Source organism: Bacillus sp. FSL K6-1006, assembly GCF_038593175.1.
GTDB classification, from domain to species: domain Bacteria; phylum Bacillota; class Bacilli; order Bacillales; family Bacillaceae; genus Bacillus; species Bacillus safensis.
The window spans coordinates 1,721,157-1,747,629 of sequence record NZ_CP151970.1 but is presented as its reverse complement, the minus strand read 5'-3'; the positions used below and the strand labels follow the sequence as shown (position 1 = coordinate 1,747,629).

Below are 26,473 nucleotides of genomic sequence, written 5' to 3'. Positions count from 1 at the left end.
GTGCCGTTCCCCCTCTTAAAGTCCGCGGCTGTTTAATACTTCTGCGATGTGCATGACCTGAATGGGTTTATCAAGACGGTTCAGCCTCCCGCCAATGTTCAGCAGACACCCGCAGTCAGCACCAATGATATATTCGGCGCCTGTCTCCTCTATGCTTTGTACTTTTTCATCAACCATCTGCTCAGAAATAGGGGTCATTTTCACTGAAAAGGTTCCTCCAAATCCGCAGCAATTTTCTGCGCGGGGCAATGGTTTCATCGTCAAATCTTTGACATTTGACAACAGTGTATAAGGCGCCTCCTTAATGCGCAGCAGTCTCGTCATATGACAAGAGGTGTGATAGGTTGCGTTTCCTTTCAGGCTCGCGCCTACATCTGTCACGTGTAATATATCAACAATAAACTCTGTTAATTCATATGTTTTTGCGGCAAGTGCCTCAGCCTTGGCCGACCACACTCGGTCTTCTCTTAAAAGATGAGGATATTCTAAAAACATCGCCTTGCACGAACCTGATGGTGTCACAACATATTCAGCTGATTCAAAGGCTTTGATCATGTTTTTCGCTGCTTTGATTGCCTCTTTTGTATAGCCGCTGTTAAAGGCTGGCTGCCCGCAGCACACTTGTGTTTCTGGAAATTCCACTTCAACACCGAGTCTTTCCAATACTTCCACTGTCGCCTTTCCTACATTTGGCTGCATCGTGTCAATTAAACAAGTAACGAATAAATGGACTTTCATCGGCGAACTTCCCTTCTATTGCTGCATTTTGATTCATCATTCTGGTCATCTGATGACTAAATAACTGGCCTTAATTTCATTTTAATCCCAAATTTCTGAAATTTCAACGAAGTGATTTGTCTAAAATTTGACCTTATGGTTCGTGTGACTAAATGAAAAAAACGCCCTTTTCATAGGGCGTTTTTGTTGTTTATTCTGAAATCAATTCACGGATTCTCTCTTCAATAGGTGTTAACGGCCGGCCTAGTAATGTTTCGAAATCTTGGCTTTCGACGGCTAAAGCACCATCGCGTATGCCGCTTTGAATGGCTTTGACAAATGGCACTGCTTCTTTTGGTACACCATTTGAAGCTAAAAAGTCTCCAAATGTGTCTACATCTATTTTTTCTACTTTGATTTCTTTTCCACTTACCTTACTAACAATTTGTGCAAGTTCACTATGCGTCCGAAGAGGTCCTGACAGTTCATATATCTCCTGATCATGTACGGCAAGTGTTAACGCATTTGCTGCCGCTTCTGCGTAGTCATTTCTTGTTGCCCAGCCAACCTTTCCTTCGCCAATAGGGCTTAAAAATGGTGCGCCGCTGACTGACGCCAGAATCGTATCTTTTTCGTTTTCAACATACCAGTTGTTTCTTAAAAATACATGAGGAATGCCAGAGGCCAAAATGGCTTCTTCTGTTTTAGCATGGTCATTTGCAAGGATAAGCTGACTCTCTCTTGCATTGACAACACTTGTATAAGCAATAAACCTCACATTTGCTGCTTTCGCCGCTTCAATTGCTACTTTATGCTGCTCGACGCGGTCTCCATCAGCTGTTGAAATGATCAACAGACGGTCAATGCCCTCAAATGCTGATGCCAGGGTGTCTGGCTGAGTAAAGTCTCCTTGGCGTACATCCACTCCAGCCTCTTTCAAATGTGCGGCTTTTTGCGGATTTCGAACACTGACTGCAATTTGTTCAGCTGGTACTTTTGTGAGCAAATGCTTGACGACGAGCGACCCAAGTTGTCCTGTGGCGCCTGTTACTAATAATTTCATTTGTTTGGCCTCCTCATTTTTCGTTCAACGGTGATGTGCATACGTTATAATCGAAATGGTTACAACAAAGGTGTAAAAAAAGCTCCAATGTATGAGCTTTTTTATTCCGCCTCTGTTAATAATTGCTGAATTGTCACTTGCTTTAGGTGATTCTCAAGTGCAGCTTGTGCTTCTTTTAGTTCATGCCGCAGTCTCGTATCCATCGCTTGACCAATCGGGCATGCGATGACGGGCTGATGAAAGTTAAATAATTCTTCATCCTCGCTTACATCCACAGCACGGTACACATCTAAGAGCGTGATGTCCTCAGCCGGTCTTTTTAAATAAGCACCGCCTACTCCGCGGCGAATTTCAATAAGACCCGCCCGTTTGAGCATTGCCATCATTTTTCGAACAATGGCTGGATTTGAATTCACGCTCTCTGCAATAAAATCACCTGTACACTCTTTTGGAACACCTGCAATAAATGACACAATATGAACAGCAATCGGATACCTGCTGCTAATTTGTTTCACAATCTTTCACCACCGTTGTAATCAATATAGTTACAATGAGTGAGTTTGTCAATCAATAAACGGATGTTTCTTTCGATCCCAGTCCTCATATGTCATGATATCGTAGTTTTCTGCTGTATCAAGTTCAAGCGGCGCAATGCATTCAAGCAGATTCTCATCTGGGTCAAGAAAATAGATCGCTGCATGAAATTGCGGCGGATTATCGAGAACTAAAGGCTGCTTTTCTTCTGAAAAACCAAACATTGGGTGAATGTTGATGCCTCTTTCAATCAGCCAGGTCTTGATCTGTTCGATACTGGACGTTGTAATTTGAAAGGCAACGTGCCGAGTCGAGGGATGGTATGGAAAATTGTTTATATCTACTTTCCACAGGCCAATCCAGCTTTTTCCTTTCTCAATCCATAAAAAAGCAACTCGTTCATTTTCATGAGCAAGTGACAATTCCAATTTTTCATAAAACGCAATCGATGCCTTCAAATCACTCACAGGTAAATGTGCTTCATACAAACCTTTCATCATCATCAAAATCACTCCTTTTCTACCTTCTATTCTGCGGGAATTGATGAGATTCTGCCTCAGCAAAACGATGTATTTTATCCCCAACATTGGATTGAGAGAACTTGAATGTTTGATCCATTACAGATGGGGGAAGGTGTTCAAATAAAAGAAAGGAGCGTTTCTTATGCCTTGGACGATGAACGATTATCCAGCTTCATTGAAATCATTAGACAACGTCATTCGAAAAAAAGCGATTGAGATTGCCAATAAAATGATTCAGGAAGGCTATGAGGAAAATAGAGCCATTCCCATTGCAATCAGTCAAGCGAAAGAGTGGAAAAAGAACGCAACGGACAAAGAGGTAGAGAATTTCTCCTCTCATGGTTCTGTCAAACCCTCTGAGAACAGCAGCTCTGCAAGACCAGAGCTCATGGATCAGGCGCAGCATGTAGTGAAACATGAGGAAGGCTGGGCGGTTCAAACAGAGAAAGCGAAACGAGCAAGTGAGGTCAAAGAAACAAAACAAGAAGCAATTGAACGGGCCAAGGAGATTTCAGCTAATAAAGGAACTTCCGTTGTCATTCACCGAAAAGATGGGACGATTCAGGATGTGTTAAAGCCGCAATAAGACCGCTCGTCAGCTGTCTTAGCGTGTAGACAAACCCTCGCATTCTTTGTCAGATTTGCGCTCCGGTACTCACGAATGTCAAATTCGCTCAACTCCGGTACTCGCCCTTCCTAGGGCTGCAAAGGTTTTCTATCACGCTGAATGAAAACAAAAGGCTAAAATAAAGACCATTTTAGCCTTTTGTCAACAATTTAAGACCGCTTGTCAGCGGTCTTTTTTATGCATTCTTTTCTTTTTTGGCTGGTGTTTTTCTTTTCTTAGGTGCTGCTTTTTTCGGTTTGGCTGGTTTTGATCGGTCGATCGAAGCCTGTAGTGCGGCCATTAAATCTGTCACATTGGCTGCAGGATCTTTTTTGCCTGTCGTTTCCGGCTGAACGGTATGTTCTCCAGATATTTTATCGCCAATTAAATTCATCAGCTGTTCTCTGTATTCATCTTGATATGCCGCTGGATCGAATGTCGTGGTCAGCTGCTCGATTAAAAGGAGCGCTGTATCTAACTCTTTCTTTACAATGTTCTCCTCTTGGGGAATATTCGGTACATCTGATACTTGTCTAATTTCATCAGGGAAATGAATGGTTTCCATCAGCAAAATATGTTCATAGCACCTAACGATCGCTAATTGCTCCTTTGAGCGGATCATAATTTTTGCGACACCAATTTTTCCCGATTCCTCTAAAGCTTTTCTTAATAATGAGTAAGCCTTTGCTCCGCCAGTATCCGGTGATAAGAAGTAACTTCTTTCATAATAGATGGGATCAATCTCTTCAATCTTCACAAAATCAATGATTTCAACGGCTTTTTCTTCATTTTCTTTTCGCAGTTTTTCCAGCTCTTCATCGTCCAATTCAATAAATTTATTTTTCGCATATTCATACGCCTTGACGATTTGTTCCGGCGCTACTTCTTCACCGCAATTGGCACATACTTTCTTGTAGTTAATGGGCGTGTGACACTCTTTATGCAGCTGTCTTAATTTAATGTCTTTGTTCTCTGTAGCGGTAAACAGCTTGACTGGAATATTGACCAATCCGAAACTAATGCCGCCTTTCCATACTGTATGCATCGCGCTTCCTCCGTTCTTTTCTCCTTACTATGTAATGTTTTCATCAGACTTATGTATGTGATTGAAAATTTCATCCCACTCTAAGAACACATGATATAAGGAAGTGACATGCACAATGAAACCTATGCGATTAACACCTGCACATGATATACCTGCCGGTGCAGACTGGGTATATGAATTAAAATATGATGGCTTTCGGGCTATTCTTGTATGGGAAGAAGACGAGATGCGTTTAGAAAGCAGGACCGGAAAACGGCTAAATGAGCAATTTCCTGAAGTGATGGAGCAGTGCGAACAATTAAGAGACCAATTTGCTCCTTATTTACCGCTGACGCTTGACGGAGAATTGGTCTTTTTACTGAGTGAACAGCAAAGCGAGTTTTCGAAGGTTCAGCAAAGAGGCAGGCTGAAAAACAAAGAAGCCATCCAAAGACAGGCTGAACGATTTCCATGTCATTTTATTGCATTCGATCTATTAAGCTGCAAAGGGAAACCTATCGTTGATTCACCGTTGATGGAAAGAAAAAATCAGCTGCAGCAATTATTCCAAGAAGCAAAGCTCCCCTCATCAGTTCAGCTTGAGCACCCTTCCCTTTTGCAGGTCATTCATACAGATCCAGACTCTGAATACATGAAAAACGTGATGACGATGTATTTAGCAGAAGGACTAGTAGCGAAAAAAAAGATAAGTAAATGGCATGACAATACTCGTTCAAAAGAATGGCTGAAAATGAAAAACTGGCGTTATGTCTCTGTCATTGTCACCCGTTTTGACAAAGAAAATGGCTATTTCCAAGGTTCCATTTATCAAGATTCGGCACTCATCGAGGTTGTCCAATTCAAGCATGGATTTTCTAAAGAAGAAGAACAAACGCTGCGTACGCTATTTCAGACAAAAGGCCAGTTAACAGGAGGATCATTATACGAAATCCCCCCTTCTATCGTTGCCAGCATTGCTTGTATATCCTTTGATGGATCGGCGTTAAGAGAGCCGCGTTTTTCTTCCTTTTTACTAGATGCTGATCCAGCAGCATGTACATTTCAGCAAATGCTCAAACAGCTGTATCCACTCCCTGCTGCTATAGACGTCACTCACCCTGAGAAACCGATTGTCCCGGCTCTTCAACTAAACAAGGCAGATTACTTACTTTATTTAAGACAAGCGGCTCCCTACCTTTTGCCCTTTTTACGTGAAAGGCGTCTTACTTTAATTCGGTATCCACATGGCACTGGAGATGAATTCTTTTATCAAAAGTCGACTCCTGATTATGCGCCGGATTTTGTTTTGACAGATGAAGTTGATGATATTTCTTACACGGTCTGTAATGATCCTCGTACGCTTCTTTGGCTTGGCAACCAGCTGGCAATGGAATTTCATATCCCTTTTGAAACAAGAGATACGAATCGGCCGACAGAAATCGTCTTTGATCTGGACCCGCCATCTGTAAATGAGTTTCATCTAGCCATAGAAGCGGCTAAACGAATCAAAGCGCTTTTAGACGGGCTTTTCCTCACAGCCTTTATTAAAACAAGCGGAGGTAAAGGGCTTCAAGTCTATATTCCTTTAAAGAAAAACGCCTTCACATACGAAGAAACAAGACAATTCACCGCGTTTATATGCCAATTTTTATGTGAGCAAGCATCGGATCTTTTTACTCTGGAACGTCTTAAGAAAAACCGCGGCAATCGCTTGTATTTAGACTACATTCAGCATGATGCTGGGAAAACAATCATCGCTCCATATTCCCCAAGAGGAAATGAGCTTGGACTTGTTGCGACACCGCTTGAATGGGACGAACTCTATCATGATGAGCTTCATCCTTCTCTTTTTACGATGCCGGCTGTTATAGAGCGTTTAAAGGAAAAGGGCGATCCGTTCCGCCGCATGAGGCACCTTGTGAATGATGATACTTTTAGACAAGTCTTACATCAGCTTGCACACATGTGACCATCTCATCAGATGGACATTCGCGGTCATAAAGCGTTACACTTATTCATTAGAGAGGAAGAAAGGAATGACTATTTTGACCGCACATTCATTTCGAAATACAGCTTTGGTTTTCTTGTGTCTTTCCGCAGGAATTGTGGATGTGATTGGCTATTTAAGCCTAGGGCATGTGTTTACAGCCAATATGACAGGTAATATTGTGCTGCTTGGCATTGCAGCAGGAAGCTCCTTGCAGCTAACAGCCCTTCATTCCATCATTGCTCTTAGTGGGTTCGTTTTAGGGGTTTTACTTGCAGTTGTGATAGGCGGAAAGCATGAGAAAACGTTTTGGCCAAAAGCCGTTACACGCATTTTTATCATCGAATTGATGATTTTGCTTCTATTTGCTCTCATGACCGTTTTCCCTTATACACAAGGTGCTTACTTTATGCTGATCATCCTTTTAAGTATGGCTATGGGCATGCAGACAGCAGCCGCTCGTAAATTGAATGTTGCTGGCATTTCCACAACCGTTCTCACGAGTACACTTGCTAACCTATTTGAAGATGCAGCTCAGCGCATATCATACCGGGAAAAAAGAAAGGCTCCTATCCAGCTTGTAAGCTTGATGCGAATAGGCTCGATTGTCTTCTACTGCCTAGGAGCGGCTTTAGCTGCATATACAGATCGTTACGATCCGTTTATCAGCATTTGGCTGCCTATCATCATCCTAGGGGTCATTGTGATAACTGCCGCATTGAAGCACTTTCACCAATTGAAATAGCCTCTCTGGCTATTTCAATTATTGTGCTCTTAAACTAATAACTCCTCACATAAAAACCAGGAGGGCGTCCCATGATGAACGTAGAGCCATACGGATATCCAGAAAATGTCCCGAATCCCCCGTACCCCGGAAAACCTCCCAAGCCAGAGAACACACCAGGGCTCAAATAATACCCGCCGAATCCGATATGGGAACCAACCGGCCCAATATGTGCCCCGCCTCCGCTAAAACCGCCTCCATGAAAACCACCATAAACCCGTGGATACATACAATCACCTGCCTTCGAATTAGACCTTATCTCATCGTATGCATGACAAATGGGGCGGTGCTCCTGCTTTTTCTTTCCTTCTATGTACATTAGACCAATTTGATAAAATTTGAATGAAAAGTCCTGCAAAAAATTAAATTAAGCAAAGAAAAGTGACCTTTTTAACTTGTTGCTCTGCCCTATGTTTATTTAGAATAATGGAGCAGGTAATAAATTTGCACACCCCCTTTGTTGCGAATTCTTCTTATTAAACGTTCTTGCAGCGTTTAATAAGAAGAGCCTATTAAAACACAAAAAACCCTTGCTGACGACCATCAACAAGGGCGAAAGATAAATGGTATTAACCACCAATGATTTTTTCTGCAACTTCGAATGAATCCGCAACGTTTTGCGATAGAACAGTCGCAGCGACCGCTAAACCGACAACGAATAATACTTTTAATCCTGTTTTCATCTTAAATCAACCCCATTCTTTTCATATGTAAATCCGCTTCTAAACTTTTGTTCAAGTAAAAAACAGACTGCTCATAAAGTGCTTGCTTTTCACAATATTTTGCTGCAAATTGTGATAGCTCTTTTACTTCATGATATTCATTCTTCTCTTCTAACTTTCTTAATTTCTCATCAATTTGCTGAAATCTTTGCGGTGCATGCGTTAAGTAAAGATCATGTACGATGCCTATTTTTAGCTGAAACACTTCATGAGAAGCATCTTTCATTCTGGCATATGCAGCCTCTATATATTGGCTTGCACGCTGCTTTTCACCAATCACACAGAGTTCTCGGCTGATCAGATACGTAGAATGGAAAAAGAAATCTGAATCATAATACTCTTGATGAGACAGTGCTTTTTCAAGATGACGTATCGATTCCTTCGGTTTATTCCAAAATGAATATAAAATGGCCACATTGTGATGAAGCTGAGCCAGCATAAAATCATCCTGCTCGCTTGTCAAAACTTTTTCTGCCAGACGATAATTCTCAAGCGCCTCTTCATACCGGCCGATCTCTGTTAGATTCGCTGCTATAAGAGAGTATGAAAGGGCCGTTCTTCTTTCATACTGCTTGTGCCGCTTATAGACGTGGAGCGCTCTGCGGATATAGCTTAGTGAGAGCATAATATGACTGAGCCGGTAATAAAGCCATGCCACTTTAAAATCGAAATCAGCACGTTCGATCTCACTTGGAATTTTATCTAAGAGCTTTTCAGCACTTTGATACATCTGCAATGCAACCTCATAATTACCTTGATGCTGCTCATACACACCCTCATAAAAATCAAAATAATAGGCAAGACGGTTAGACAGGTCATCTTCTTTTTTTCCATAATGACCCTCTATGCTTTTCGTTGAAACATTGCCCTTTTGCCCTCTTAAATTGTACATCAGAATGTGATGCCTCTTCTCAAGAAGAGAATAGTATATGAGGATATCCGCATCGTCAATTTCCTCTACCGCTTGTTTCGCTTTGGCAAATAACCGTTCTGCCTCATCTGCATGATCTTTTTTGATTTCCATGTTCCAGTCATTTAATAGTGATGCCAATTCCGCAACAGGAACTTTGCTCATTCTACACCCCCAATCACCTTCAGCTAAAACACATGAATTCACTAAATATGGAACTTCTATTAGCAATTGCTAATTAGTCCATTTGACATCATTTTAATATGAATCACTTGAATCTTCAACAACCGTTTCCATTGAAAGTGCGTTTCTTTCTCCTAGTCAACGATATTTGCGAAAAAATTCCGCCTTTTTTTAAAATAAACATCTCGAGATGAAATGAAAAAAGCCCAATGTCGAGGTTTTCTAATCTTATGATGGTTCATAGCAGCTTTTCATTTATCCAATTTCTTTATATAATATGATCAATCACTTACACGCCTCAGTAGCTCTAGAAGGGAAGAGCGCCGTAAAACAAATTGTAGCTGGCGGGTCGCAAGGCAAGGGTTTCAGAAGCACCGAAAAGCACATGAGCTGAGACAGGTGAAATTCCTGTCGGTGAAATTCCGTAGGGAAGCGTGTTGCCCCTAGCCTATGCTTACGAAAGGAGTGCGGGTTCGAATCCCGTCTGAGGCTTATGAGGTAGATGGATTGGGAGGATAAAATATCATGCATGTGTTTGAAGAATATATCAGCAAAATCGGTAACCCAGAGCTGAAGCAGCGCACTCAAGACATCTTACAATGGATAGAAGACACATTCCCTCAATTAGAGCCAAGAATTGCTTGGAATCAGCCCATGTTCACAGATCACGGCACATTTATTATTGGGTTTAGCGTGGCAAAACATCACATTTCTGTCGCACCAGAAGCAAAAGGAATTGATCAATTTTCAGCTGACATTGTACAAGCTGGGTACGATCATGGGAAAAATCTGTTTCGCATGAAAGAAAGCTTGCAAGTTGATTATCCTCTCCTAAAAAAAATCATCGAATTTAATATCGAAGACAAAGCGGATTGTTCAACGTTTTGGCGAAAATAAAAAGCACCCCGATCTGAGCCATAAACAGATCGGGGTATTTTGCTGCAACAATGTTATTTTATTCTCTTCCCTACCAATTTTTGTTCAAGCCATTCATAGCATGACAAAAGGGCATCAACGCTCTTTTGGCATAGCGGCACATATACAACGGCGGCGGCTGTTAAACACGCTATAGCAGCTCCTGCCAAGACATCAAATGGATAATGAACACCTACCCAAATCCTTGAAAAACCAACAGCACACGCAATGATCAGCCAATACATATGGCGTTTGTGAAACAGCCAAAAGATCACGCAAATCGAAAAAATAAAGATGGTATGATCACTTGGAAACGAGTTATTCACTTCCTTTTGAATCAAAAGATTGACGTGGCTCATTTCTGCAAAGGGCTGCTGATTGAAATAAAGGAGCCCTGCGATTTTCCCAAGTAACTCTGCCAATATGAAGGTCACTCCGGCAGATACGACCATCGCCCTATTGTACCTGCTGCGATTTTGAAACCATACGAACAGACACACGAGCGCTGCCAGCAGCACTGTATATTCAGCTAGTCCAATAAATATTGGATTCAAGTAACCATGATCGATACTGAGCTCATTCACCCGCCTAAATAAATCTTCATTAAGTCCCCGCATCTCATTTCATCCCTTTTTACTTGATTTATGATAAAGATAATTGAAATGAGATGTCTGCCTCCATCGATCGAACGAACAAACCATGGAATCATATGACATGTTTGTCACTTTGCTGTCACCTGAACATCGTGTACTAACTAAAAACTCATCAAAGGCTATTAAATCATAGAAACAAAACTGCTATAATAGAACATATGTTTACATTTTATCAAAAAGGGGTTACTGCATATGATCAAAACGGTAGACGGCAATATATTAGAGGCAAGCGAAGACATCATTTGTCACCAAGTGAACTGTAAAGGAGTCATGGGCGCTGGATTAGCGAAACAAATCAAAAGCAAATATCCGAATGTGTTCAAAGATTATAAACAGTTATGTACAGAACAAGGAGATGACTTGTTAAGCTCCGTTCAACTTATCACAACAAAAGACGGAAAAACAATTGCCAACTTATTTGCCCAAGCTGGATACGGAAGAACAAGAAAGCAAACAGACTACGATGCCTTACGCAGCTGCTTTCAACACCTAAAGGATACAGTGACACAATCACCTGAAGAGAAAAACCAGTCCATCGCCATTCCATACGGGATCGGCTGCGGATTGGCTGGCGGCGATTGGACGGTTGTGGAAGAGATGATTGAAGAGGTACTGGGTGATTGTGAGGTGACGATTTATCGGTTTAAATAATGGAAATGAGGCTTTTATGAAACATATATGACAAATACCCTCCTTAATCGGAGGGTATTGTGCGTTAGTTATCGTCTTTATTTTTTATAAAATTTAGCACGGCTTCTTTATCTTCCTCATCATCGGGTAAAAATCCAAACGTTTCATATTCCCAAACTGCTATTCTCTGTATATTGTCAATACCTAAAGAAAATACATCATCGTAACCAAAATCTGTTGACATTTTTCCTGAATAAGTCAATTTCATTTTTACAGTTGTCCATTTATCTGATTGTTCTTTAGTATACTCTTCCCTCAACTGTCTTAGCTTTCTTTGTAAGTTAATCAACAGGCTATCATATATGTCTTCACTAACCTGATATTGATCTGGGATATTGTGTGAATAAAAATATTCCTCTTTATTAGGAACCGTAAAATAAAAGAGAGCAGATGCAGAGTCATCTAACATTTCTGCATACATCCAAATTGTATCCCACTCCACTGGAATCATTTCATTTAAATTTCTGGCTATTTCTCTATATAAGCTTTCCATCTCTTTTGTTTCCATTTGTTCATCCTCCTGGTCTGTTATATATTGTGTCTGTATAAACTCTTCCGTCTATCTTGTATTTGACTAGGAATTCAGATGGTCTTAACGAATCGGATTCATAAAATGCTTTTATTGAAACAGTCACAGTTTTAGGTGGATCGGTTTTCAAAGCTTTCAACCACCGTTGCTCCATCTCATACCATTTCCCGCCACTTCTATTAATCTGTGAACTCATCGGAACAAGGTTATCAATATCCCCAGACCCTTTAAAAATAGAGGCAATCAAGTGACCTCCGTCATCTTTTGATAATCGATCCGGCTTTCCTGAATTGGATTGGGCATATTGGTTTCTTTTGACCTCTCCGTATTTTAAATCACTTGCTTCGACTTTGACAATACGTCCGTAGTGATCGGTTGTGTAGGTGTAGCCTTGCTTTGTTGAATAAACGACATTCGGTTTTAATACTTTCTTACGTTTCCATCTCACATAGTGTTCTCCGTAACTAACAACGGTTGGTGGTGATTTTGGTGCTGGTAAGCGTCTGCCTGTCTTAGAGATGCCGTATCCTGAATTGTTGTCTAGACGCTTCGCCATGGAGAGGAGTTTATTTTTGAGATTTTCTCCGTCAAACACGTTATACGGCAGCTTCGGGCCGCCAGCCATTTGAAACTTTGGTGAGTATGGCAATAGATTCGGAATAGAAACTCTGTCTAATGATTTTGCTCCTTGCTCAAGGCCTTTCTTCACCGTCGTTTTGGCTGCTGTTGCCCCCGTTTTTGTAATGGCACCTGCCCCTTTAGAACCAAAGACGATTTCTGCTAGAGAACCAGTCGCATAGGCGAACCAGTGTGATCGAGAATATGCATCACCATCGATGACTTCTTTTTGGAATGAGTCTGAAATCGACTTACCAATCGCTTTCGACGTTTCAATTGGATGAGAAACAGCCGTTACGACCGATTCAACGGCACCACCAGGATCTGTCACAAGATCGTAGATGCCAACTACTGTATCTTTGGCCACATCATATAGACCAACTGCTGCACCTTTTACAACATCAACGAACCCCTCTGATGCTTCTTCCTGCGCTTTGATCTGGAGAAGCTGGCTGTAATACATTTTTTGATCGTAAGAAAGATTTTCATATCCAATTTCGTCTACAATCTCAAAGTATTTTTCCTCTGATATACACGAAGGATCGTTGAGTTTTTCTTTCAATTCTTTGATTCTTCGTTTCTCTTTTTCTTCTTTTTTCACCTTTAAATATGCTTTCACCTGTGCATCGATTTTATCATGATTCTTGTACACATTTGTCTCATGAAATGCTTTTGCATCGTAATACATGGGCTGCGCATTTTTCCCTTTTCCTGTAGCAGCCATCATTTTTGCATAAAAGGTTGCAAGATGTTTCTCAATCGCTTCTGATTTTTCGTACTCTGTTTTTAGGGCATGATCTAATTTATGTACAGCATCAATTGCCTCTTTTCTTTTTTCGTTTGCATCGTCTAAATGTTCATTGACCTCTTTACTTGAAAATACATTCAGTTCTATGAGATCACTGATGTCATCAAAAATAGTGGATAGGGCTTCTTTTTGTTCCTTGACCATATCTTTATTATTCTGAATCCCTTGTTTCAGTTGAGCGCCTAAGAAATGCTCATCAATAAATGTACTCCCGCCTAACGATTCATCATCAAGCTTTCCTTTTACCCCATCTAAAAAAGCTTTTTGCATATCAATAAAATCAAGATAAGTGTCTGTGTAAAGCGCAAGATCCTCATAAAAGGCTTTAATATTGTCTGCACCTTTTCCAGTAAATTCATCACCTAATCCCGACACACTTTTTAATGCTTTTTTCACATGCTGCATTTCGTCTCGAAGCTCCTGATAGGCTTTTGACCTTTGTTCGACAGCTGATAGTAAAGATGGAGCATCTAATATTTTCATATAAAAAAGACTCCTTTTATGGCGTATTCTTTTACTAGAATACCATAAGGAGTCTTACACTTTAATCCACTTTATCGTTTTTTAACCAATTATCCTCCAGAGCTCCCTCTTGATGCGACGGTTTGGACATCATCATGTTGAGGTTGAATGAAACCATTTGTAAAGAAAAGTGTACCTAATGCTACCACAGCTATTGATAATAGAATAAAAAAAGACTTTTTCATTTAATTCACTCCTTTTCCTACAAATTGACTTGCATGTAAGGCTCTTTTATAGTATTTCAATGATTGTTGCAACAAACCTTTTTCCTCTAAATATTTCGCCACATCAACCAAGATTTCCTCTAAATCAACCCAAACTCTTCTTTCTTCAAGCTCTGCACACAAATTACTTATATTGGCTTGTTGAGTTTCATTTGTTTCATATAATAGTTCTTTTAACAATTTAAATTTAATTTGAAAAATGTGATGGTTCACTTGTTCCGACAAGGAAATGCCTAGATCAACCCATTCAATCACTTCATTGCTTTGATTTGATAATTCTATTCTGGCTAGTTCATATAAACATCTCATTTTTAATAACATTTGTTGCTCAATTTCTTCATAACTCAGTGTGCGTCTAAAAAATGCAGATGCTTTCTCAGCATTCTCTCTTTTGCTTTCCAAAAAACCCATGCTGTAATAGAGATGAATAATTAAATGATTGTCATTGATACTCCGGATCATGTTCTCTGCTTCATTAAAAAGTTCACTTGCTTTCTCATATTCAAATTGATCGATTAAGTTCAGCGCATGCAGCATTCTACAGTTAATTTGTCTTTTGATATATGATTCATGTGCATTAAATGTGTCACAAGCAATTTGAGCATGATATTTAGATAAGAAAGTCATTTTCAAATCATAAAATAGAACAGCTAATTTATAATGAAATTCTGCTTTTTCTATTTCATCATCGACATAGGCCAACTTCTTTTCAGCTATTCTGAAATAACTTAGCGCCTTATCATAATCTTGTAAGTAGTCATGATAGATCCCATTATAGAAATAGAAGTAATAGGACATGAGTTTGTTTGTCTTCTCTTCTTTTTCGTCTGGTGCATTCCTCTCAAAGAATGGCTTATCTAGGTTTTTGCTAATATTCTGAAGTTTCAGCTTAAGTCTAAAGCTTAATAGTTGATAGTACAAAAGAATATCTTGATTTTCTTCCATTTGTTCGATTGCCTTGTCTATGTCATCTTGCATTTCAATAGCTGCCGACAAATCCCCTTTTTGTATGGCAAGATTCCAGGTGTTTAACATGTTTCCTACCTCCTGAGAGGCAATTAATTCTGTCATCCCTTTACCCCCTTCAAAACAAATCCCTTGTATATTCTAACACGTGATTTACAACATATGTAAAGTGAGTCTACTCATAATAGAAATTTTCGGTATCCCGCAAATATGATAATAATTGAATGGTGTGTAATTAAAAGAGTTGGTTATAAGAGAGGAGCTGCCTACTTATTTCTTTTAGAATGACCGCCTTCATGTTTTAAAATTGATATAAAAAAGACCTGACTGAGTTTCAGCCAGGTTCATGAAGGGGTCAATCATATTCTTATCATAATGAAATCAAAGTAGTTAATTAAACATTTGTTCTCAACTACAAAAAGCTCAGCCCCCTTATTTTATTTGCCGATTGGTTTAATCGTACATCTAAAATTAGACCTATATATAGATAGAGATTCAAAGTTTCACAATCCTATTAACGGAAAAAGAGGCGTGGAATTCGTCATAAATTAACAGATATTTATAGAAAAAAATACAAAATTTAAATTCATCAGCTTTTTCACTTTTTCTTCTTTAGCCATTTCCGATAATTTCTCTAGAAAGGACAACTTAAGATCGTTCTACTAAGATAGAAATTCTGTTTCAATCGCAATATTTTCTCCGAGATTCACTAGTAGTGGGTTATCATTTTTTTCTAAAAATTTAACAATTTGATCCAGAATCTCACTAATTTTTTCGTTAATCGGCATATTTTGATTTAATAAGAAAATGCAGAGAATCGTATCAGCTACTTGATAAAGCGTATATTCATCTTTTGTATTTTCAATGTGATATTGCATCTTTTTAAAAAACCATTCAATTTCGTTCAAATCAACCATTGGGTAATATTGAATTTTATGCAGATTACCTTCATCAAGGACGTCCAATTCAAATATAGCTTCAAGTTCTTCTTTACTTAAATGATCTTCAGGAATTTCATATTCACCCTCAGCTGCTTCCTCATCAACAGTATACTCAGCTGTATAAAGCCCCTGAATGAATTCATCAAAGGAATCTGCTAATTTAAAGTCTTCTTCCATCTCAACATCAAAATAATGAATTGGAGGATTCTTTTTCGTTTTTCGATAATCCATCGCTACCCAAGTATGGCCATCCCCGCTAATTAGAACAAGCCCTTCTGACAACTCCCACTCTTTTATTAAATAGGCACTATCCATAATTCCTTCATCTTCAGCAATTCCCAGCAAGTGATTAAATTGAATGTGATCCTCAGCCCATGAATTAGAGTGATTGGTTGGAAAAGCATTATGAAATATATAACCACCATTTTGTTCTAATATGAGCTTTTTATATGTATCTGGCAAAGTGACTCCAAGTTTCTTTTCAGCCTTAGATATTTCTGATTCGTTGATCTTTTTTAACGTATAGTAACCTTCCTCGTCTATTTCCCAAAATGGTTTCAAGGTGAATACCTCCTAGTACAATATGCACATAAGTATACCATCCAGATGATTATTTTTAACAATTTAGTCAAAATAAAAGAATTAATTAGTTATTTACGCTGTCTATTTTTGTCGAAACAATAGTAAAAAGAAGGTACTTCATCTAAAATTTCCTTTGCACCTAAAAATCAGGAGGATCAATGATGAAGAAATTCTTTGTATTCATTTTTACTTGTCTCATTATGCTAACAGCTTGCGTTGCAGTAGCGCAGCATCTAATGAAAAACAGCTCACGACAGCCAATATTATTGAAGCTTTTAAAAATGCTGGCCTTGAAGCAGAAGAAAAACCATCTGCTCTTAAACAAAAAGAGTTTGGAAATATAAGAGAAGATGGAAAAAGAATTCTTATTGCTTCCTTAGGTGAAAATGCTGGTGGAAGGATTTTTAAATTCGGAAATGAATTGATAATAGATTAGAAGATCTTGATCCTCTTCCAATCTATCTATTTCTCATTCAACTTCCGCTTTCAAAATCTCTGCGTCTGGAACGCTGAATTGCCAAATCATTTTATACCATTCATTTATTTTCACAACTATAAAGACTAAGTTAATTAGAGCACTTACACAGGCAAATAATTTACTACGTAACAGTTTTACTAAAAGTGAAATTGATTTATTTTATAAAATTATGAAAGAGTATGCTTATTGGATACATCGAATGTATAAGATTTTCTTGACAAATTATTGTTTGGGTTCTAAAATTTTATAGTTTAAACATTTTTTATTATATAAAGGAGTCCTAACTATTATGGTTATTTTAAGGAATGTTCAACTTGATGATTTAGATGAGTTATTAGTTATTGAAAATGAGGGTTTTTCCACAGAAGAGGCCGCTACAAAAGAAGCTATAATTGAGAGGATTCGATTAATAAATGATACTTTTATTGTCGCAGAAAAAGAAGGTAATATTGTCGGCTATATTAATGGACCTGTTATTAATCAACCTTATATTACAGATGATCTTTTTGAAGAAATTAAGGAAAATACCTCAAAAGGTGGATACCAAAGCATCTTAGGATTGGTCGTCTCAAAATCAGCTAGAAACCAAAGGATAGCAAAATTATTAGTAGAGAAAATGGAAGAACTAGTTAAAGAAAATAGGAGAGAAGGAATTACTTTAACTTGTAAGAAAGAATTGATTCCCTTTTATGAAAAACTTGGTTTTAAAAATCATGGAAGATCACACTCGCAACACGGTGGATTCACTTGGTACAATCTACTTAAATTAAGAAAAGATATGACTTGAAGTTTTCAATCTACAATACGCTTTATTTCATTATAAAAAAGGAGCTGTATAGGTTCCCTTAAATTTAGAAAGTACTACGGTTAAAATAAAGAGCCTCTCAAAAATGACAGAGGCTCTTTATTATTTTAATTACAGCAATAATTAGACCACCTAAAGCTATAGCGCTAAGATAAAACGCACCATTTAATAAAATCAAACCCACTCTGCTTCGCAGTGTGAGCCTAAATTCATAACTTCAAATTTTCTTGTTCATATTTTGGTCAAAGACCAAAAATATTATTCCGTTATTTTTTGACCAAAATAAAAACCCCTGAAGCCAATGGCTCCAAGGGGTTTTTATTATTAATACTGAGACATATACTGATCGCGTTCCCATGGGTGTACTTGGGTTCTAAACATATCCCATTCAATTTCTTTTGATTCGATGAAGTGCTCGAATAGGTGATCGCCTAGTGCGTTGATCATGACTTCGTTTGATTTCAGCAGCTCGAGTGCTTCTGCAAGTGTTGCAGGAAGGTCAGAGATGCCGTTTTCAAGACGCTCTTCTTTGTCCATGACATAGATGTTTCTGTCGATTGGTGCTGGTGCTTCTAGTTTGTTTTTGATTCCGTCTAGACCTGCTGCAAGTAATACACTTAGTGCAAGGTATGGGTTTGCAGATGGGTCTACGCTGCGCACTTCTACGCGTGTGCTGATGCCGCGTGATGCCGGGATACGGATCAATGGGCTGCGGTTTTGTGCACTCCATGCCACATAGCAAGGTGCTTCATAGCCAGGTACAAGACGCTTGTATGAGTTAACCGTTGGGTTTGTGACTGCGGTAAAGCTTGTTGCGTGCTTGACGATACCTGCGATAAAGTGTCTAGCCGTCTCGCTTAATTGTAAATCTGCTTTTTCATCAAAGAATGCGTTTTTACCATTTTTAAATAATGATAGGTTACAGTGCATTCCAGATCCGTTTACACCGAACAATGGTTTTGGCATGAATGTCGCATGAAGACCGTGTTTTCTCGCAATGGTTTTGACAACGAGTTTGAACGTTTGAATGTCGTCACAAGAACGGATTGCGCCTGCATATTTGAAATCAATTTCGTGCTGCCCTGGTGCTACTTCGTGGTGAGATGCTTCAATTTCAAAGCCCATTTCTTCAAGCTCTAGCACGATATCACGGCGGCAGTTTTCGCCTAGATCTGTTGGTGCAAGGTCAAAGTATCCGCCTTTATCATTTAGTTCAAGCGTTGGCTCGCCTTTTTCATCTAATTTAAATAAGAAGAATTCTGGCTCAGGTCCAAGGTTGAAATCACTAAATCCTAGTTCTTCCATTTCCTTTAAGATACGCTTTAAGTTGTTACGCGGGTCTCCATCAAATGGTGTCCCGTCTGGCTTATAAATGTCACAAATAAAGCGTGCAACTTTACCTTTTTCTGCTGTCCAAGGGAAAATAACAAATGTGTTTAGATCTGGGTATAGATACATATCTGATTCTTCGATACGTACGAATCCTTCAATAGATGAACCGTCAAACATACATTTGTTATCGAGAGCTTTTTCTAACTGGCTCACAGGAATCTCAACATTTTTAATCGTTCCGAGAATGTCTGTAAATTGCAGACGGATGTACTTTACGTTTTCCTCATTTACTAATTTTACGATATCTTCTCTTGTGTACTTTGCCATTTCGTAAAACTCCTCCCCTACAAAAGGTAAAATGTGTATAGCAATGCTTTTGCTAATTGGTTAACGGAAGAACCTTGACATATCCCCCTGCCTAAAGGTCGTTCCTTGTTGGAAACGTCCAGCCTGAATGAGTTCCTTCTTCAGTAGCTTCCTGAGTTCATCATCTGTCAAGTTGTGCTTCGCTGTGGTTTTTTCCTCCGTCTTTGTAACAGACGATGGATTTTCTGCCTCAGCTTTGGCAAAAAGCTTTTTGATTCCTGCCATGTTTACACCTTGTTCGATGAGGTTTTTAATTTCTAGTAATTTATCAACATCATGAAAAGAAAATAATCGGCGGTTTCCATCACTTCTTGCTGGAAATACTAAACCATTTTCCTCATAATAGCGAATTTGTCTTGCAGATAATTCTGTTAACTGCATGACAATCCCAATTGGGAATAAAGGCATTGAGCGGCGAATGTTATCACTCATCTCAACTGTCTCCTCCTCTTTGCTTAAATTTATTATATGTCATGTTATATTATGTGTCAACAAGATGTTAGGAATATTAACATGGATTTTTTTATTGAGCAGGTACTTCAATAAAACCTTGTTCCAATAAGGCATCGACAGCACTGCAAATCGCATTTTTCACATGGGCATACGTGAGTCCGCCTTGAACATAGGCAGTATAAGGCGGTCTGATCGGACCATCGGCTGATAATTCGATACTGGCTCCTTGTACAAATGTGCCCGCTGCCATAATGACATCATCCTCGTAGCCCGGCATATAGCTTGCATGTGGTGTGACGTGACTGTTAATCGGAGATGCATACTGGATTGCCTGACAGAACGCAATCATTTTTTTAGGATCTCCAAATTCAACTGATTGAATCAAATCCGTTCTTTTCGCATTCCACGCTGGGTTTGTTTGGAATCCGAGCTTCTCAAGAAAACGAGCCGTAAATACTGCGCCTTTTAAGCTTTGAGCCACAACATGCGGCGCCAAGAAAAAGCCTTGATACATTTCCTGGAGCGCATACAGCGATGCACCCGCTTCACTGCCGATGCCTGGAGAAGTCATTCGATAAGAGCAAGCTTCTACCCATTTTTCTTTTCCAACGATGTAGCCGCCTGTTTTGGCAAGGCCTCCGCCTGGGTTTTTAATGAGTGAACCGGCCATGAGATCAGCTCCGACATGACACGGCTCTTGCAATTCAGTAAATTCACCATAACAGTTATCTACAAACACAATGATTTCTTCATTCATCTCTTTCACAAATGAAATCATTTGCTCAATTTCTTCTATAGTAAAGGATGGTCTTGACGCATAGCCTTTCGAACGCTGAATGCCGATGACTTTTGTTTTAGAGGAAATTGACTCTTTAACTTTCTCATAATCAACGGATCCATCTTGTCGTAAATCAATGGCTTTGTAGTCAATCTGGAAGTCTTTTAATGAGCCTGTCCCTTCTTTCCCGCGAATCCCGACAATTTCTTCTAGCGTATCGTATGGTTTTCCCGTCATATAGATCAATTCATCGCCAGGTCTCAGCACACCAAATAAGGCAATGGAAATTGCGTGTGTACCGGAAATAATCTGCGGACGCACAAGCCCGCTTTCTCCGCCGAAGACATCCGCATAAATCTTTTCTAATGTGTCTCTCCCCATATCATCGTAGCCATATCCAGTCGTCGGATTAAAGTGAGAGTCACTGACTTTGTGCTTTCGATAGCTTTCAAGCACCCGCCACTCATTTTGTTCGCTCTTTTGATCAATTTGCTGATGCACGTGTAAAATCTCTTGTTCTGTTTCTGCTGCTACTTTTTCTAAAATACTGCCGTGTTTTAATGTGTGAAACATCTTGATTTAATTCCTTTCCAACATATACTTCTTGATTTGACCTAAAATGGTCTGATCCTCACCACTATATCCGGTGATGTCATATATCTCTGCTTCTTTTTGAAATTCTAGTGATTCCACAAGCGTTTCTGATTTTAATGCGGAAATGAGCTTGCCTTCATACGCTGGAATCTTTACATGATATGGCTTTAAAAAGGCTTTTTTCAGCTCAGCCATAATATCCGCTTTTAACCTTTTTACATCTTCTTTGCGCTTAGCACTGATTAAGATGTGGCGATGCTTTGAAGATGGGATGAAATCTGGTCTAATTTGATCTTCCTTGTTATAAACAGTCAGCATCGGAATACGGTCCGCTTCTAATTCTTCTAAAAGCTCATGAACCGTTCGTTCGTGTCCTTCATAATCCTCATTAGAAGAGTCGATGACATGAAGCAAATAATCGGCTTCCTTCACTTCTTCAAGGGTGGAACGAAATGCGGCAATCAGTGTGGTCGGAAGGTCTTGGATAAAGCCAACCGTATCCGAAATGAGCACACTGTAGCCAGATTCTAATGTCATCTTACGTGTCATTGGATCAAGTGTCGCAAACAGCAGGTCCTCTTCATGACTATCCGCTTCTGTTAATTGGTTAAACAAAGTTGATTTTCCGGCATTCGTATACCCGACAATGGCAATTTGGAACACACCATTTTTCTTTCGGCGCTCCCGGTATCTTGTGCGGTGTTCTTTGACTGCAGATAACTGCCCGTTAATTTCGTGAATGCGGTTTCGAATATGGCGTCTGTCTGTTTCAAGTTTTGTTTCACCTGGACCTCTTGCGCCAATTCCGCCCCCTTGTCTTGAAAGGCTGATCCCTTGTCCACTTAGTCTCGGCAAGGCATACTGAAGCTGGGCAAGCTCTATTTGCAGCTTCCCCTCTCTTGTACGGGCTCTTTTTGCAAAGATATCTAAAATCAATTGCGTACGATCAATAATTTTCACATCTAAAGCAGTCGCCAAAGCTTTTAGCTGGCTTGGAGAAAGCTCGTCGTTAAAAATAATGACATCACATTCGAGTTCCTCGCAAAGCACTTCAAGTTCTTCTACTTTCCCTTTACCGATATACGTTGCGCTGTCTTGTCTATTTCTCTTCTGCGTCATCACGCTGACAGCTTCACCGCCAGCCGTTTTAGTTAATGAAGCTAATTCTTCCATTGAGTATTGAAAGCGTTCATCCGTTACATGCGGCAATTGGCAGCCGACAAGGATCGCTTTTTCAGTCATTTCATGTTCATTCAACGTTAGTTGTTTCCTTTCTGTACTTAAGTTTTCAGTAGTACCATCATACCAAACACATCACACGTATACCACTATTCGGATGGTTTATTTTAGTGACTCTTTATAAAAAGGATACGCCATTTCAAGAAGGCGTATCCTCTTTCATTTGAAGATCGTGACTTTTAATGGTCAGCAGATCTTTTTTATCATAATGATCCACAAGAAGCAGTCTCATCGCCTGGGTTCGTATGGCTTTTTCAATGGTGTTTCGCACAAACCGGCCGTTGCTGAATTTTGCCGGGCTTGTGGTACTTTTAATGTGCATTAAATAATCCCGCAGCTTCCATTCGGCTTCTTGTGTAAATACATATTCTCTGTCTGCCATCATTCGTTTTGCAATATCCATGAGCTGATCGACTGTATAATCAGGAAAGCTGATGTTGATTGGAAATCTTGATTGCAGGCCGGGATTTAAAGAAAGAAAATGATCCATTTCCTTGGAGTAGCCTGCAAGAATGAGAATGAATTCGTGCTGTTTGTCCTCCATATGTTTTACAAGGGTATCAATCGCTTCTTTTCCAAAATCCTTTTCTCCTCCGCGTGCAAGAGAATAGGCTTCGTCAATGAACAAAATACCACCTAGTGATTTTTTAATTAAATCCCTTGTTTTTTGCGCTGTATGACCAATATACTCTCCAACAAGATCACCGCGTTCTGCTTCAATTAAGTGACCCTTTGAGAGCACATTCATTTCAAAGAAAAGCTTCCCGACAAGTCTTGCAACTGTGGTTTTCCCTGTGCCAGGATTTCCTTTGAACATCATATGAAGCGCTTGTTTTCCTACCTTTAACCCTTGTTCCTGCCGTTTTTGATTAACAAAAATCCAAGCATAAATCTCTTTTATGTTTCGTTTCATTTCATCCATACCGACAAGGCTGTTCATTTCACGCTCTATTTCCCGTAAGATGCTGTGTTTTGCCTCATTTTTCTGCAAGGCTTCCAGGTATTCTGCCTCTGAGTCTGCATCAACCAATACTTGCTTTTGTCCGTTAAGTATAATATTGATTTGGCCGTTGTTTTTATATGTGACAGCTCGCTCCAACGTATTCACCTCTCGCTCTTCTCTCTTTATTCTATTCGGGTGGAGCTGTAATCGTGACAATCGCCCGCTTAAGCCCAAGTTTGCTGTCAAAATGACCCGAGATACCGAATATTGTAGGGATTTCTGCGGTTTCCCAGGAAATGATGTGCTATTTCCATTGTATTCACCCCGTCTGGGCGGACAAACCAACAATTTGCTTTTTCTTAGAAAAATGTAGCTTTTTGATCACAAATGATGCAGAAAAGAGTCTCAATGATTTCCGCATTTTGTACAGGCAATTCTTCTATTTTCTCATAAAATAAAGACGAGGTGATGAATAGATGGTGAAAATTTTTATTGATCCTGGCCACGGAGGAACAGATTCTGGAGCTAGTGCTAATGGACTTTTGGAGAAAAATATAACACTTCAAATCGCGCTTTTATTGAGAGACATTTTGATTAGTGAATATGATGGGGTTTCCGTCCGCTTAAGTCGTTCAACTGACCAATCCGTCACTTTGTCCCAGCGTACGAATGCAGCAAACAGCTGGGGGGCAGACTATTTCGTGTCTATTCATATTAATGCTGGCGGGGGCACAGGGTTTGAAAGCTATGTGTATCCTGGCGTTTCAGCACCGACCACCACGTATCGCAATGCCCTTCATGATGAAATTGTCCGCTCGGTTGATTTTGCGAACCGCGGCAAGAAAACTGCGAACTTCCACGTTCTTCGAGAAACTTCTATGCCCGCTATTTTAACAGAGAATGGTTTTATTGATACGGCAGCTGATGCTAATAAGCTCCGCAACGCAACCTTCCTTCAAGGCATCGCTCGCGCTCATGCGACTGGTCTAGAAGAAGCCTTTCAATTGAAAAAAAAAGCAAGTAATCTTTATAAAGTGCAGGCAGGAGCTTTCAAAGTGAAAGCCAATGCAGATGAATTAGCAGCAACACTTAAATCCAAAGGCTTTGACGCGTTTGTTGTATTAGACGGCGGCATGTTCCGAGTACAGGCCGGCGCTTTCCGTACAAAACAAAATGCAGATGACCTCGTCGCAAGATTGAAGCAGGCCGGTCACGACGCATTCGTTTTCCAATAAGCTGTAGCTGTTGTAACGAAACAAACCGGCTCAAGTCTTCTGCTGAGCCGGTTTGTTGTGTATTCATTTACGCTAGGATGTTGACAACAAATTGAGACCATGTTTCAAGACGGTCGAAGTATTCAGGCTTTTTCAAATCGGCTGCTTTCATCCATTTTCCTGAGATTTGATCTGTTTCTTTTACTTCCACATGAGCACCCGGAGATAGCTCAAGCGCTGATAACAGTCCGATGTGCACACGGCCGACACTGTTGTCATCGTCATTGATTAATCCAAGGGTTTTCATTTCAAGTTTGTCTTCTTCTTGAATAGAAAGTTCTTCGTCCAGCTCACGATCTGTATTTTCTTTTAGAATCTCAGCAAAGTTTTTTCCTTCGATGAAATTCATATGCCCCCCAAAGCCAAGAGATAACTTATGATGTAAGCGAGTCTCTCCCCCGCCTTGAAGTCTTTCGTATACATACACTTCGTCCTCACGCTTAATCACAACATAAGGAATCGGCTGCTTGAAGTCAGGATTTTCTTCTGCATCGCCTCTTCGCATTTGCTCGAAGTGCTCTTCGATTTCTTTCATTATTGTGCTGATTGTTTTCTCTTCACTGTTCACACCATTAAACGCAAGTGTTTCGTTTTGGAACACGCGTGCGCGTGGTGCAACTAAAATAATTTCGTCCATTTTTCCCATGTTCGGTAACCTCCAGTATGTAACACATTGTTAGAAATGGCAAAAAGCCAAAACGAGTGATGCGTTTTGACTTTTACGCTTTCCTTATGATTCATCTCCAAAGAAGAAGTCGTCATCTTTTAACGGCTCAACTGTTGCTTTTTTGTAGCCGTTCCCTTTCATTGAGAAGAAGTCATGCGACTTTGTTTTTGTATTGAGTCCATTCAATACAATAGGATTGATCTCTTCTTCTTCAAAGTAAGGGGCAAATCCAAGGTTCATTAACGCTTTATTGGCATTGTAACGAATGAACTTTTTCACATCATGCGATAAATTAACTTGGTCATAAATATCTTCAGTGTAATGAAGTTCATTTTCATAAAGCTCGTTTAAAAGGTCAATAGAGAAATCATACAGCTCTTTTTGCACGTCAGGTGTTTGTTTGTTGTAAATTTCTTGTGCTAATAATCCAACATACACACCGTGAATCGCTTCATCACGCAAAATTAAGTTGATGATTTCACCACTTTGCATGAGCTTTCCTTGTCCATAGAAATAAAGCGGGTAGTAAAAACCACTATAAAATAGGAAACTTTCTAAATAAACAGAAGCAACCATTGCTTTAAAGAGAGAAATAGGATCGTCCTTTTGAATCGAACGGTATAAACTGACAATCATATCTGCTTTCTTTTGCAGGAATTTATTCTTCTTGACCCATTCAAACACTTCACTGATCGTTTCAGTTGGTGCAAGTGTCATGAAGATATTGGAGTATGATTTCGCATGTACCGCATTTTCCATCATTGCCATAAAGTTGAGTACAGCTTTACGCTGATGGCCGTCCACATGTTCAGCAACAATCGGCATCCCTGTATTTCCTTGTTCTGTATCAAGTAAAGTCAGTCCAGCAAGTACCTTCATGTACGTATCTCGCTCTTTTTCACCTAAATATTTCCATGTTAAGAGATCTCCGTTTAAGGAAATCTCTTCTGGAAGCCAGAACTGCTTCACATTTTGGTTGTAAAACATTTGTGTAAAATCGTCTTCGTGTTTTGACCAGTTGGCTGCATCATAAATTTTTGTCAC

Annotated in this window: 27 protein-coding genes and 1 pseudogene; 8 read left to right on the top strand and 20 right to left on the bottom strand. The window is 39.6% G+C overall.

Annotated features, from left to right (window positions below):
- Positions 1 to 15: 15 nt before the first annotated feature.
- The 4 genes from NSS65_RS08945 to NSS65_RS08930 form a co-directional block, all read right to left on the bottom strand.
- On the bottom strand, positions 16 to 738 hold the full coding sequence (locus NSS65_RS08945) for a (Fe-S)-binding protein (RefSeq protein ID WP_041117501.1): 723 nt from the start codon (positions 736 to 738) through the stop codon (positions 16 to 18).
- A gap of 190 nt (positions 739 to 928) precedes the next feature.
- Entirely contained in the window at positions 929 to 1,780 is an 852-nt protein-coding gene (locus NSS65_RS08940; RefSeq protein ID WP_326135124.1) for an SDR family oxidoreductase, read from the bottom strand.
- A 101-nt stretch (positions 1,781 to 1,881) separates the two neighbouring features.
- Positions 1,882 to 2,295 (bottom strand): Rrf2 family transcriptional regulator, encoded by a 414-nt coding sequence (locus NSS65_RS08935; RefSeq protein WP_034283385.1) that lies wholly within the window; start codon positions 2,293 to 2,295, stop codon positions 1,882 to 1,884.
- Between the two features lie 48 nt (positions 2,296 to 2,343).
- Positions 2,344 to 2,817 carry a VOC family protein gene (locus NSS65_RS08930; protein WP_326135123.1) on the bottom strand — a complete coding sequence of 158 codons (474 nt, stop codon included), beginning with the start codon at positions 2,815 to 2,817 and terminating at the stop codon, positions 2,344 to 2,346.
- A 160-nt stretch (positions 2,818 to 2,977) separates the two neighbouring features.
- On the opposite strand from NSS65_RS08930, the gene NSS65_RS08925 reads away from it, so the two are divergent.
- Entirely contained in the window at positions 2,978 to 3,421 is a 444-nt protein-coding gene (locus tag NSS65_RS08925; protein WP_065214391.1) for a DUF2188 domain-containing protein, read from the top strand.
- Positions 3,422 to 3,638: 217 nt separating this feature from the next.
- On the opposite strand, the gene NSS65_RS08920 is transcribed toward NSS65_RS08925, so the two are convergent.
- Positions 3,639 to 4,487: a Ku protein gene (locus NSS65_RS08920; RefSeq protein WP_041117494.1), complete on the bottom strand. Its 849-nt coding sequence runs from the start codon at positions 4,485 to 4,487 to the stop codon at positions 3,639 to 3,641.
- Between the two features lie 115 nt (positions 4,488 to 4,602).
- On the opposite strand from NSS65_RS08920, the gene NSS65_RS08915 reads away from it, so the two are divergent.
- Positions 4,603 to 6,435, top strand: coding sequence for a DNA ligase D (locus NSS65_RS08915; RefSeq protein ID WP_326135122.1), 1,833 nt, complete (start codon positions 4,603 to 4,605; stop codon positions 6,433 to 6,435).
- A gap of 67 nt (positions 6,436 to 6,502) precedes the next feature.
- The gene (locus NSS65_RS08910) at positions 6,503 to 7,198 is read left to right on the top strand and encodes a YoaK family protein (RefSeq protein ID WP_251232109.1); all 696 of its coding nucleotides are present in this window, start codon (positions 6,503 to 6,505) and stop codon (positions 7,196 to 7,198) included.
- Positions 7,199 to 7,232: 34 nt separating this feature from the next.
- Here NSS65_RS08910 and NSS65_RS08905 read toward each other — a convergent pair whose 3' ends face one another.
- Together NSS65_RS08905 and NSS65_RS08900 are read right to left on the bottom strand one after the other, a co-directional pair.
- Positions 7,233 to 7,466, bottom strand: a complete 234-nt coding sequence (locus NSS65_RS08905; RefSeq protein WP_024425111.1) for a hypothetical protein — start codon at positions 7,464 to 7,466, stop codon at positions 7,233 to 7,235.
- A 455-nt stretch (positions 7,467 to 7,921) separates the two neighbouring features.
- Positions 7,922 to 9,034, bottom strand: a complete 1,113-nt coding sequence (locus NSS65_RS08900) for a tetratricopeptide repeat protein (protein ID WP_034283371.1) — start codon at positions 9,032 to 9,034, stop codon at positions 7,922 to 7,924.
- A 543-nt stretch (positions 9,035 to 9,577) separates the two neighbouring features.
- Between NSS65_RS08900 and NSS65_RS08895 the strand changes: the two genes are divergently transcribed.
- Positions 9,578 to 9,949 (top strand): iron chaperone, encoded by a 372-nt coding sequence (locus NSS65_RS08895; RefSeq protein WP_041117486.1) that lies wholly within the window; start codon positions 9,578 to 9,580, stop codon positions 9,947 to 9,949.
- Positions 9,950 to 10,002: 53 nt separating this feature from the next.
- Here NSS65_RS08895 and NSS65_RS08890 read toward each other — a convergent pair whose 3' ends face one another.
- The gene (locus NSS65_RS08890) at positions 10,003 to 10,584 is read right to left on the bottom strand and encodes an undecaprenyl-diphosphatase (protein WP_326135121.1); all 582 of its coding nucleotides are present in this window, start codon (positions 10,582 to 10,584) and stop codon (positions 10,003 to 10,005) included.
- Positions 10,585 to 10,812: 228 nt separating this feature from the next.
- Between NSS65_RS08890 and NSS65_RS08885 the strand changes: the two genes are divergently transcribed.
- Positions 10,813 to 11,271 carry a macro domain-containing protein gene (locus NSS65_RS08885; RefSeq protein ID WP_326135120.1) on the top strand — a complete coding sequence of 153 codons (459 nt, stop codon included), beginning with the start codon at positions 10,813 to 10,815 and terminating at the stop codon, positions 11,269 to 11,271.
- 64 nt (positions 11,272 to 11,335) lie between these two features.
- Here the strand turns inward: NSS65_RS08885 and NSS65_RS08880 are convergent, their stop codons facing one another.
- From NSS65_RS08880 to NSS65_RS08865, 4 genes are all read right to left on the bottom strand, one after another.
- Positions 11,336 to 11,818, bottom strand: coding sequence for an immunity protein YezG family protein (locus tag NSS65_RS08880; RefSeq protein ID WP_041117480.1), 483 nt, complete (start codon positions 11,816 to 11,818; stop codon positions 11,336 to 11,338).
- A 4-nt stretch (positions 11,819 to 11,822) separates the two neighbouring features.
- Positions 11,823 to 13,748 carry a T7SS effector LXG polymorphic toxin gene (locus NSS65_RS08875; protein WP_065214385.1) on the bottom strand — a complete coding sequence of 642 codons (1,926 nt, stop codon included), beginning with the start codon at positions 13,746 to 13,748 and terminating at the stop codon, positions 11,823 to 11,825.
- 224 nt (positions 13,749 to 13,972) lie between these two features.
- The gene (locus NSS65_RS08870; RefSeq protein ID WP_041117476.1) at positions 13,973 to 15,082 is read right to left on the bottom strand and encodes a RapH N-terminal domain-containing protein; all 1,110 of its coding nucleotides are present in this window, start codon (positions 15,080 to 15,082) and stop codon (positions 13,973 to 13,975) included.
- Between the two features lie 557 nt (positions 15,083 to 15,639).
- Entirely contained in the window at positions 15,640 to 16,479 is an 840-nt protein-coding gene (locus NSS65_RS08865) for an SMI1/KNR4 family protein (RefSeq protein WP_065214384.1), read from the bottom strand.
- 211 nt (positions 16,480 to 16,690) lie between these two features.
- Here NSS65_RS08865 and NSS65_RS08860 point away from each other — a divergent pair, with 211 nt between their 5' ends.
- Positions 16,691 to 16,936, top strand: a complete 246-nt coding sequence (locus NSS65_RS08860; protein ID WP_231122761.1) for a hypothetical protein — start codon at positions 16,691 to 16,693, stop codon at positions 16,934 to 16,936.
- Positions 16,937 to 16,972: 36 nt separating this feature from the next.
- Here NSS65_RS08860 and NSS65_RS08855 read toward each other — a convergent pair.
- Positions 16,973 to 17,071 (bottom strand): annotated as a pseudogene (locus NSS65_RS08855) (hypothetical protein); the annotation flags it as partial.
- A gap of 196 nt (positions 17,072 to 17,267) precedes the next feature.
- On the opposite strand from NSS65_RS08855, the gene NSS65_RS08850 reads away from it, so the two are divergent.
- Positions 17,268 to 17,765: a GNAT family N-acetyltransferase gene (locus NSS65_RS08850; protein WP_041117472.1), complete on the top strand. Its 498-nt coding sequence runs from the start codon at positions 17,268 to 17,270 to the stop codon at positions 17,763 to 17,765.
- 342 nt (positions 17,766 to 18,107) lie between these two features.
- Here NSS65_RS08850 and glnA read toward each other — a convergent pair whose 3' ends face one another.
- The 5 genes from glnA to spoVK all read right to left on the bottom strand — a co-directional run bounded on the left by glnA (position 18,108) and on the right by spoVK (position 23,644).
- Entirely contained in the window at positions 18,108 to 19,442 is a 1,335-nt protein-coding gene (gene glnA, locus NSS65_RS08845) for a type I glutamate--ammonia ligase (protein ID WP_024427046.1), read from the bottom strand.
- 60 nt (positions 19,443 to 19,502) lie between these two features.
- On the bottom strand, positions 19,503 to 19,913 hold the full coding sequence (locus tag NSS65_RS08840) for a MerR family transcriptional regulator (protein WP_034281940.1): 411 nt from the start codon (positions 19,911 to 19,913) through the stop codon (positions 19,503 to 19,505).
- 91 nt (positions 19,914 to 20,004) lie between these two features.
- A complete protein-coding gene (locus NSS65_RS08835; RefSeq protein ID WP_065214383.1) occupies positions 20,005 to 21,285 on the bottom strand; it encodes an aminotransferase class I/II-fold pyridoxal phosphate-dependent enzyme in 1,281 nt (426 codons plus the stop codon).
- A gap of 6 nt (positions 21,286 to 21,291) precedes the next feature.
- Positions 21,292 to 22,563, bottom strand: coding sequence for a GTPase HflX (gene hflX, locus NSS65_RS08830; RefSeq protein ID WP_034623554.1), 1,272 nt, complete (start codon positions 22,561 to 22,563; stop codon positions 21,292 to 21,294).
- A gap of 121 nt (positions 22,564 to 22,684) precedes the next feature.
- Positions 22,685 to 23,644, bottom strand: coding sequence for a stage V sporulation protein K (gene spoVK, locus NSS65_RS08825; RefSeq protein WP_024424083.1), 960 nt, complete (start codon positions 23,642 to 23,644; stop codon positions 22,685 to 22,687).
- A gap of 320 nt (positions 23,645 to 23,964) precedes the next feature.
- On the opposite strand from spoVK, the gene NSS65_RS08820 reads away from it, so the two are divergent.
- Positions 23,965 to 24,723 carry an N-acetylmuramoyl-L-alanine amidase gene (locus NSS65_RS08820; protein WP_024427042.1) on the top strand — a complete coding sequence of 253 codons (759 nt, stop codon included), beginning with the start codon at positions 23,965 to 23,967 and terminating at the stop codon, positions 24,721 to 24,723.
- 67 nt (positions 24,724 to 24,790) lie between these two features.
- Here the strand turns inward: NSS65_RS08820 and NSS65_RS08815 are convergent, their stop codons facing one another.
- Together NSS65_RS08815 and nrdF are read right to left on the bottom strand one after the other, a co-directional pair.
- The gene (locus NSS65_RS08815; RefSeq protein WP_024424084.1) at positions 24,791 to 25,408 is read right to left on the bottom strand and encodes a hypothetical protein; all 618 of its coding nucleotides are present in this window, start codon (positions 25,406 to 25,408) and stop codon (positions 24,791 to 24,793) included.
- A gap of 84 nt (positions 25,409 to 25,492) precedes the next feature.
- Entirely contained in the window at positions 25,493 to 26,473 is a 981-nt protein-coding gene (nrdF, locus tag NSS65_RS08810) for a class 1b ribonucleoside-diphosphate reductase subunit beta (RefSeq protein ID WP_024424085.1), read from the bottom strand.

Excerpts from the sequence above, each read along its gene's own strand:
- NSS65_RS08945 (WP_041117501.1), bottom strand. The coding sequence starts at position 738 with ATGAAAGTCCATTTATTCGTTACTTGTTTAATTGACACGATGCAGCCA.
- NSS65_RS08940 (WP_326135124.1), bottom strand. The coding sequence starts at position 1,780 with ATGAAATTATTAGTAACAGGCGCCACAGGACAACTTGGGTCGCTCGTC.
- NSS65_RS08930 (WP_326135123.1), bottom strand. The coding sequence starts at position 2,817 with ATGATGATGAAAGGTTTGTATGAAGCACATTTACCTGTGAGTGATTTG.
- NSS65_RS08925 (WP_065214391.1), top strand. The coding sequence starts at position 2,978 with ATGCCTTGGACGATGAACGATTATCCAGCTTCATTGAAATCATTAGAC.
- NSS65_RS08920 (WP_041117494.1), bottom strand. The coding sequence starts at position 4,487 with ATGCATACAGTATGGAAAGGCGGCATTAGTTTCGGATTGGTCAATATT.
- NSS65_RS08915 (WP_326135122.1), top strand. The coding sequence starts at position 4,603 with ATGAAACCTATGCGATTAACACCTGCACATGATATACCTGCCGGTGCA.
- NSS65_RS08910 (WP_251232109.1), top strand. The coding sequence starts at position 6,503 with ATGACTATTTTGACCGCACATTCATTTCGAAATACAGCTTTGGTTTTC.
- NSS65_RS08905 (WP_024425111.1), bottom strand. The coding sequence starts at position 7,466 with ATGTATCCACGGGTTTATGGTGGTTTTCATGGAGGCGGTTTTAGCGGA.
- NSS65_RS08900 (WP_034283371.1), bottom strand. The coding sequence starts at position 9,034 with ATGAGCAAAGTTCCTGTTGCGGAATTGGCATCACTATTAAATGACTGG.
- NSS65_RS08895 (WP_041117486.1), top strand. The coding sequence starts at position 9,578 with ATGCATGTGTTTGAAGAATATATCAGCAAAATCGGTAACCCAGAGCTG.
- NSS65_RS08890 (WP_326135121.1), bottom strand. The coding sequence starts at position 10,584 with ATGCGGGGACTTAATGAAGATTTATTTAGGCGGGTGAATGAGCTCAGT.
- NSS65_RS08885 (WP_326135120.1), top strand. The coding sequence starts at position 10,813 with ATGATCAAAACGGTAGACGGCAATATATTAGAGGCAAGCGAAGACATC.
- NSS65_RS08880 (WP_041117480.1), bottom strand. The coding sequence starts at position 11,818 with ATGGAAACAAAAGAGATGGAAAGCTTATATAGAGAAATAGCCAGAAAT.
- NSS65_RS08875 (WP_065214385.1), bottom strand. The coding sequence starts at position 13,748 with ATGAAAATATTAGATGCTCCATCTTTACTATCAGCTGTCGAACAAAGG.
- NSS65_RS08870 (WP_041117476.1), bottom strand. The coding sequence starts at position 15,082 with ATGACAGAATTAATTGCCTCTCAGGAGGTAGGAAACATGTTAAACACC.
- NSS65_RS08850 (WP_041117472.1), top strand. The coding sequence starts at position 17,268 with ATGGTTATTTTAAGGAATGTTCAACTTGATGATTTAGATGAGTTATTA.
- glnA (WP_024427046.1), bottom strand. The coding sequence starts at position 19,442 with ATGGCAAAGTACACAAGAGAAGATATCGTAAAATTAGTAAATGAGGAA.
- NSS65_RS08840 (WP_034281940.1), bottom strand. The coding sequence starts at position 19,913 with ATGAGTGATAACATTCGCCGCTCAATGCCTTTATTCCCAATTGGGATT.
- NSS65_RS08835 (WP_065214383.1), bottom strand. The coding sequence starts at position 21,285 with ATGTTTCACACATTAAAACACGGCAGTATTTTAGAAAAAGTAGCAGCA.
- NSS65_RS08820 (WP_024427042.1), top strand. The coding sequence starts at position 23,965 with ATGGTGAAAATTTTTATTGATCCTGGCCACGGAGGAACAGATTCTGGA.
- NSS65_RS08815 (WP_024424084.1), bottom strand. The coding sequence starts at position 25,408 with ATGGGAAAAATGGACGAAATTATTTTAGTTGCACCACGCGCACGCGTG.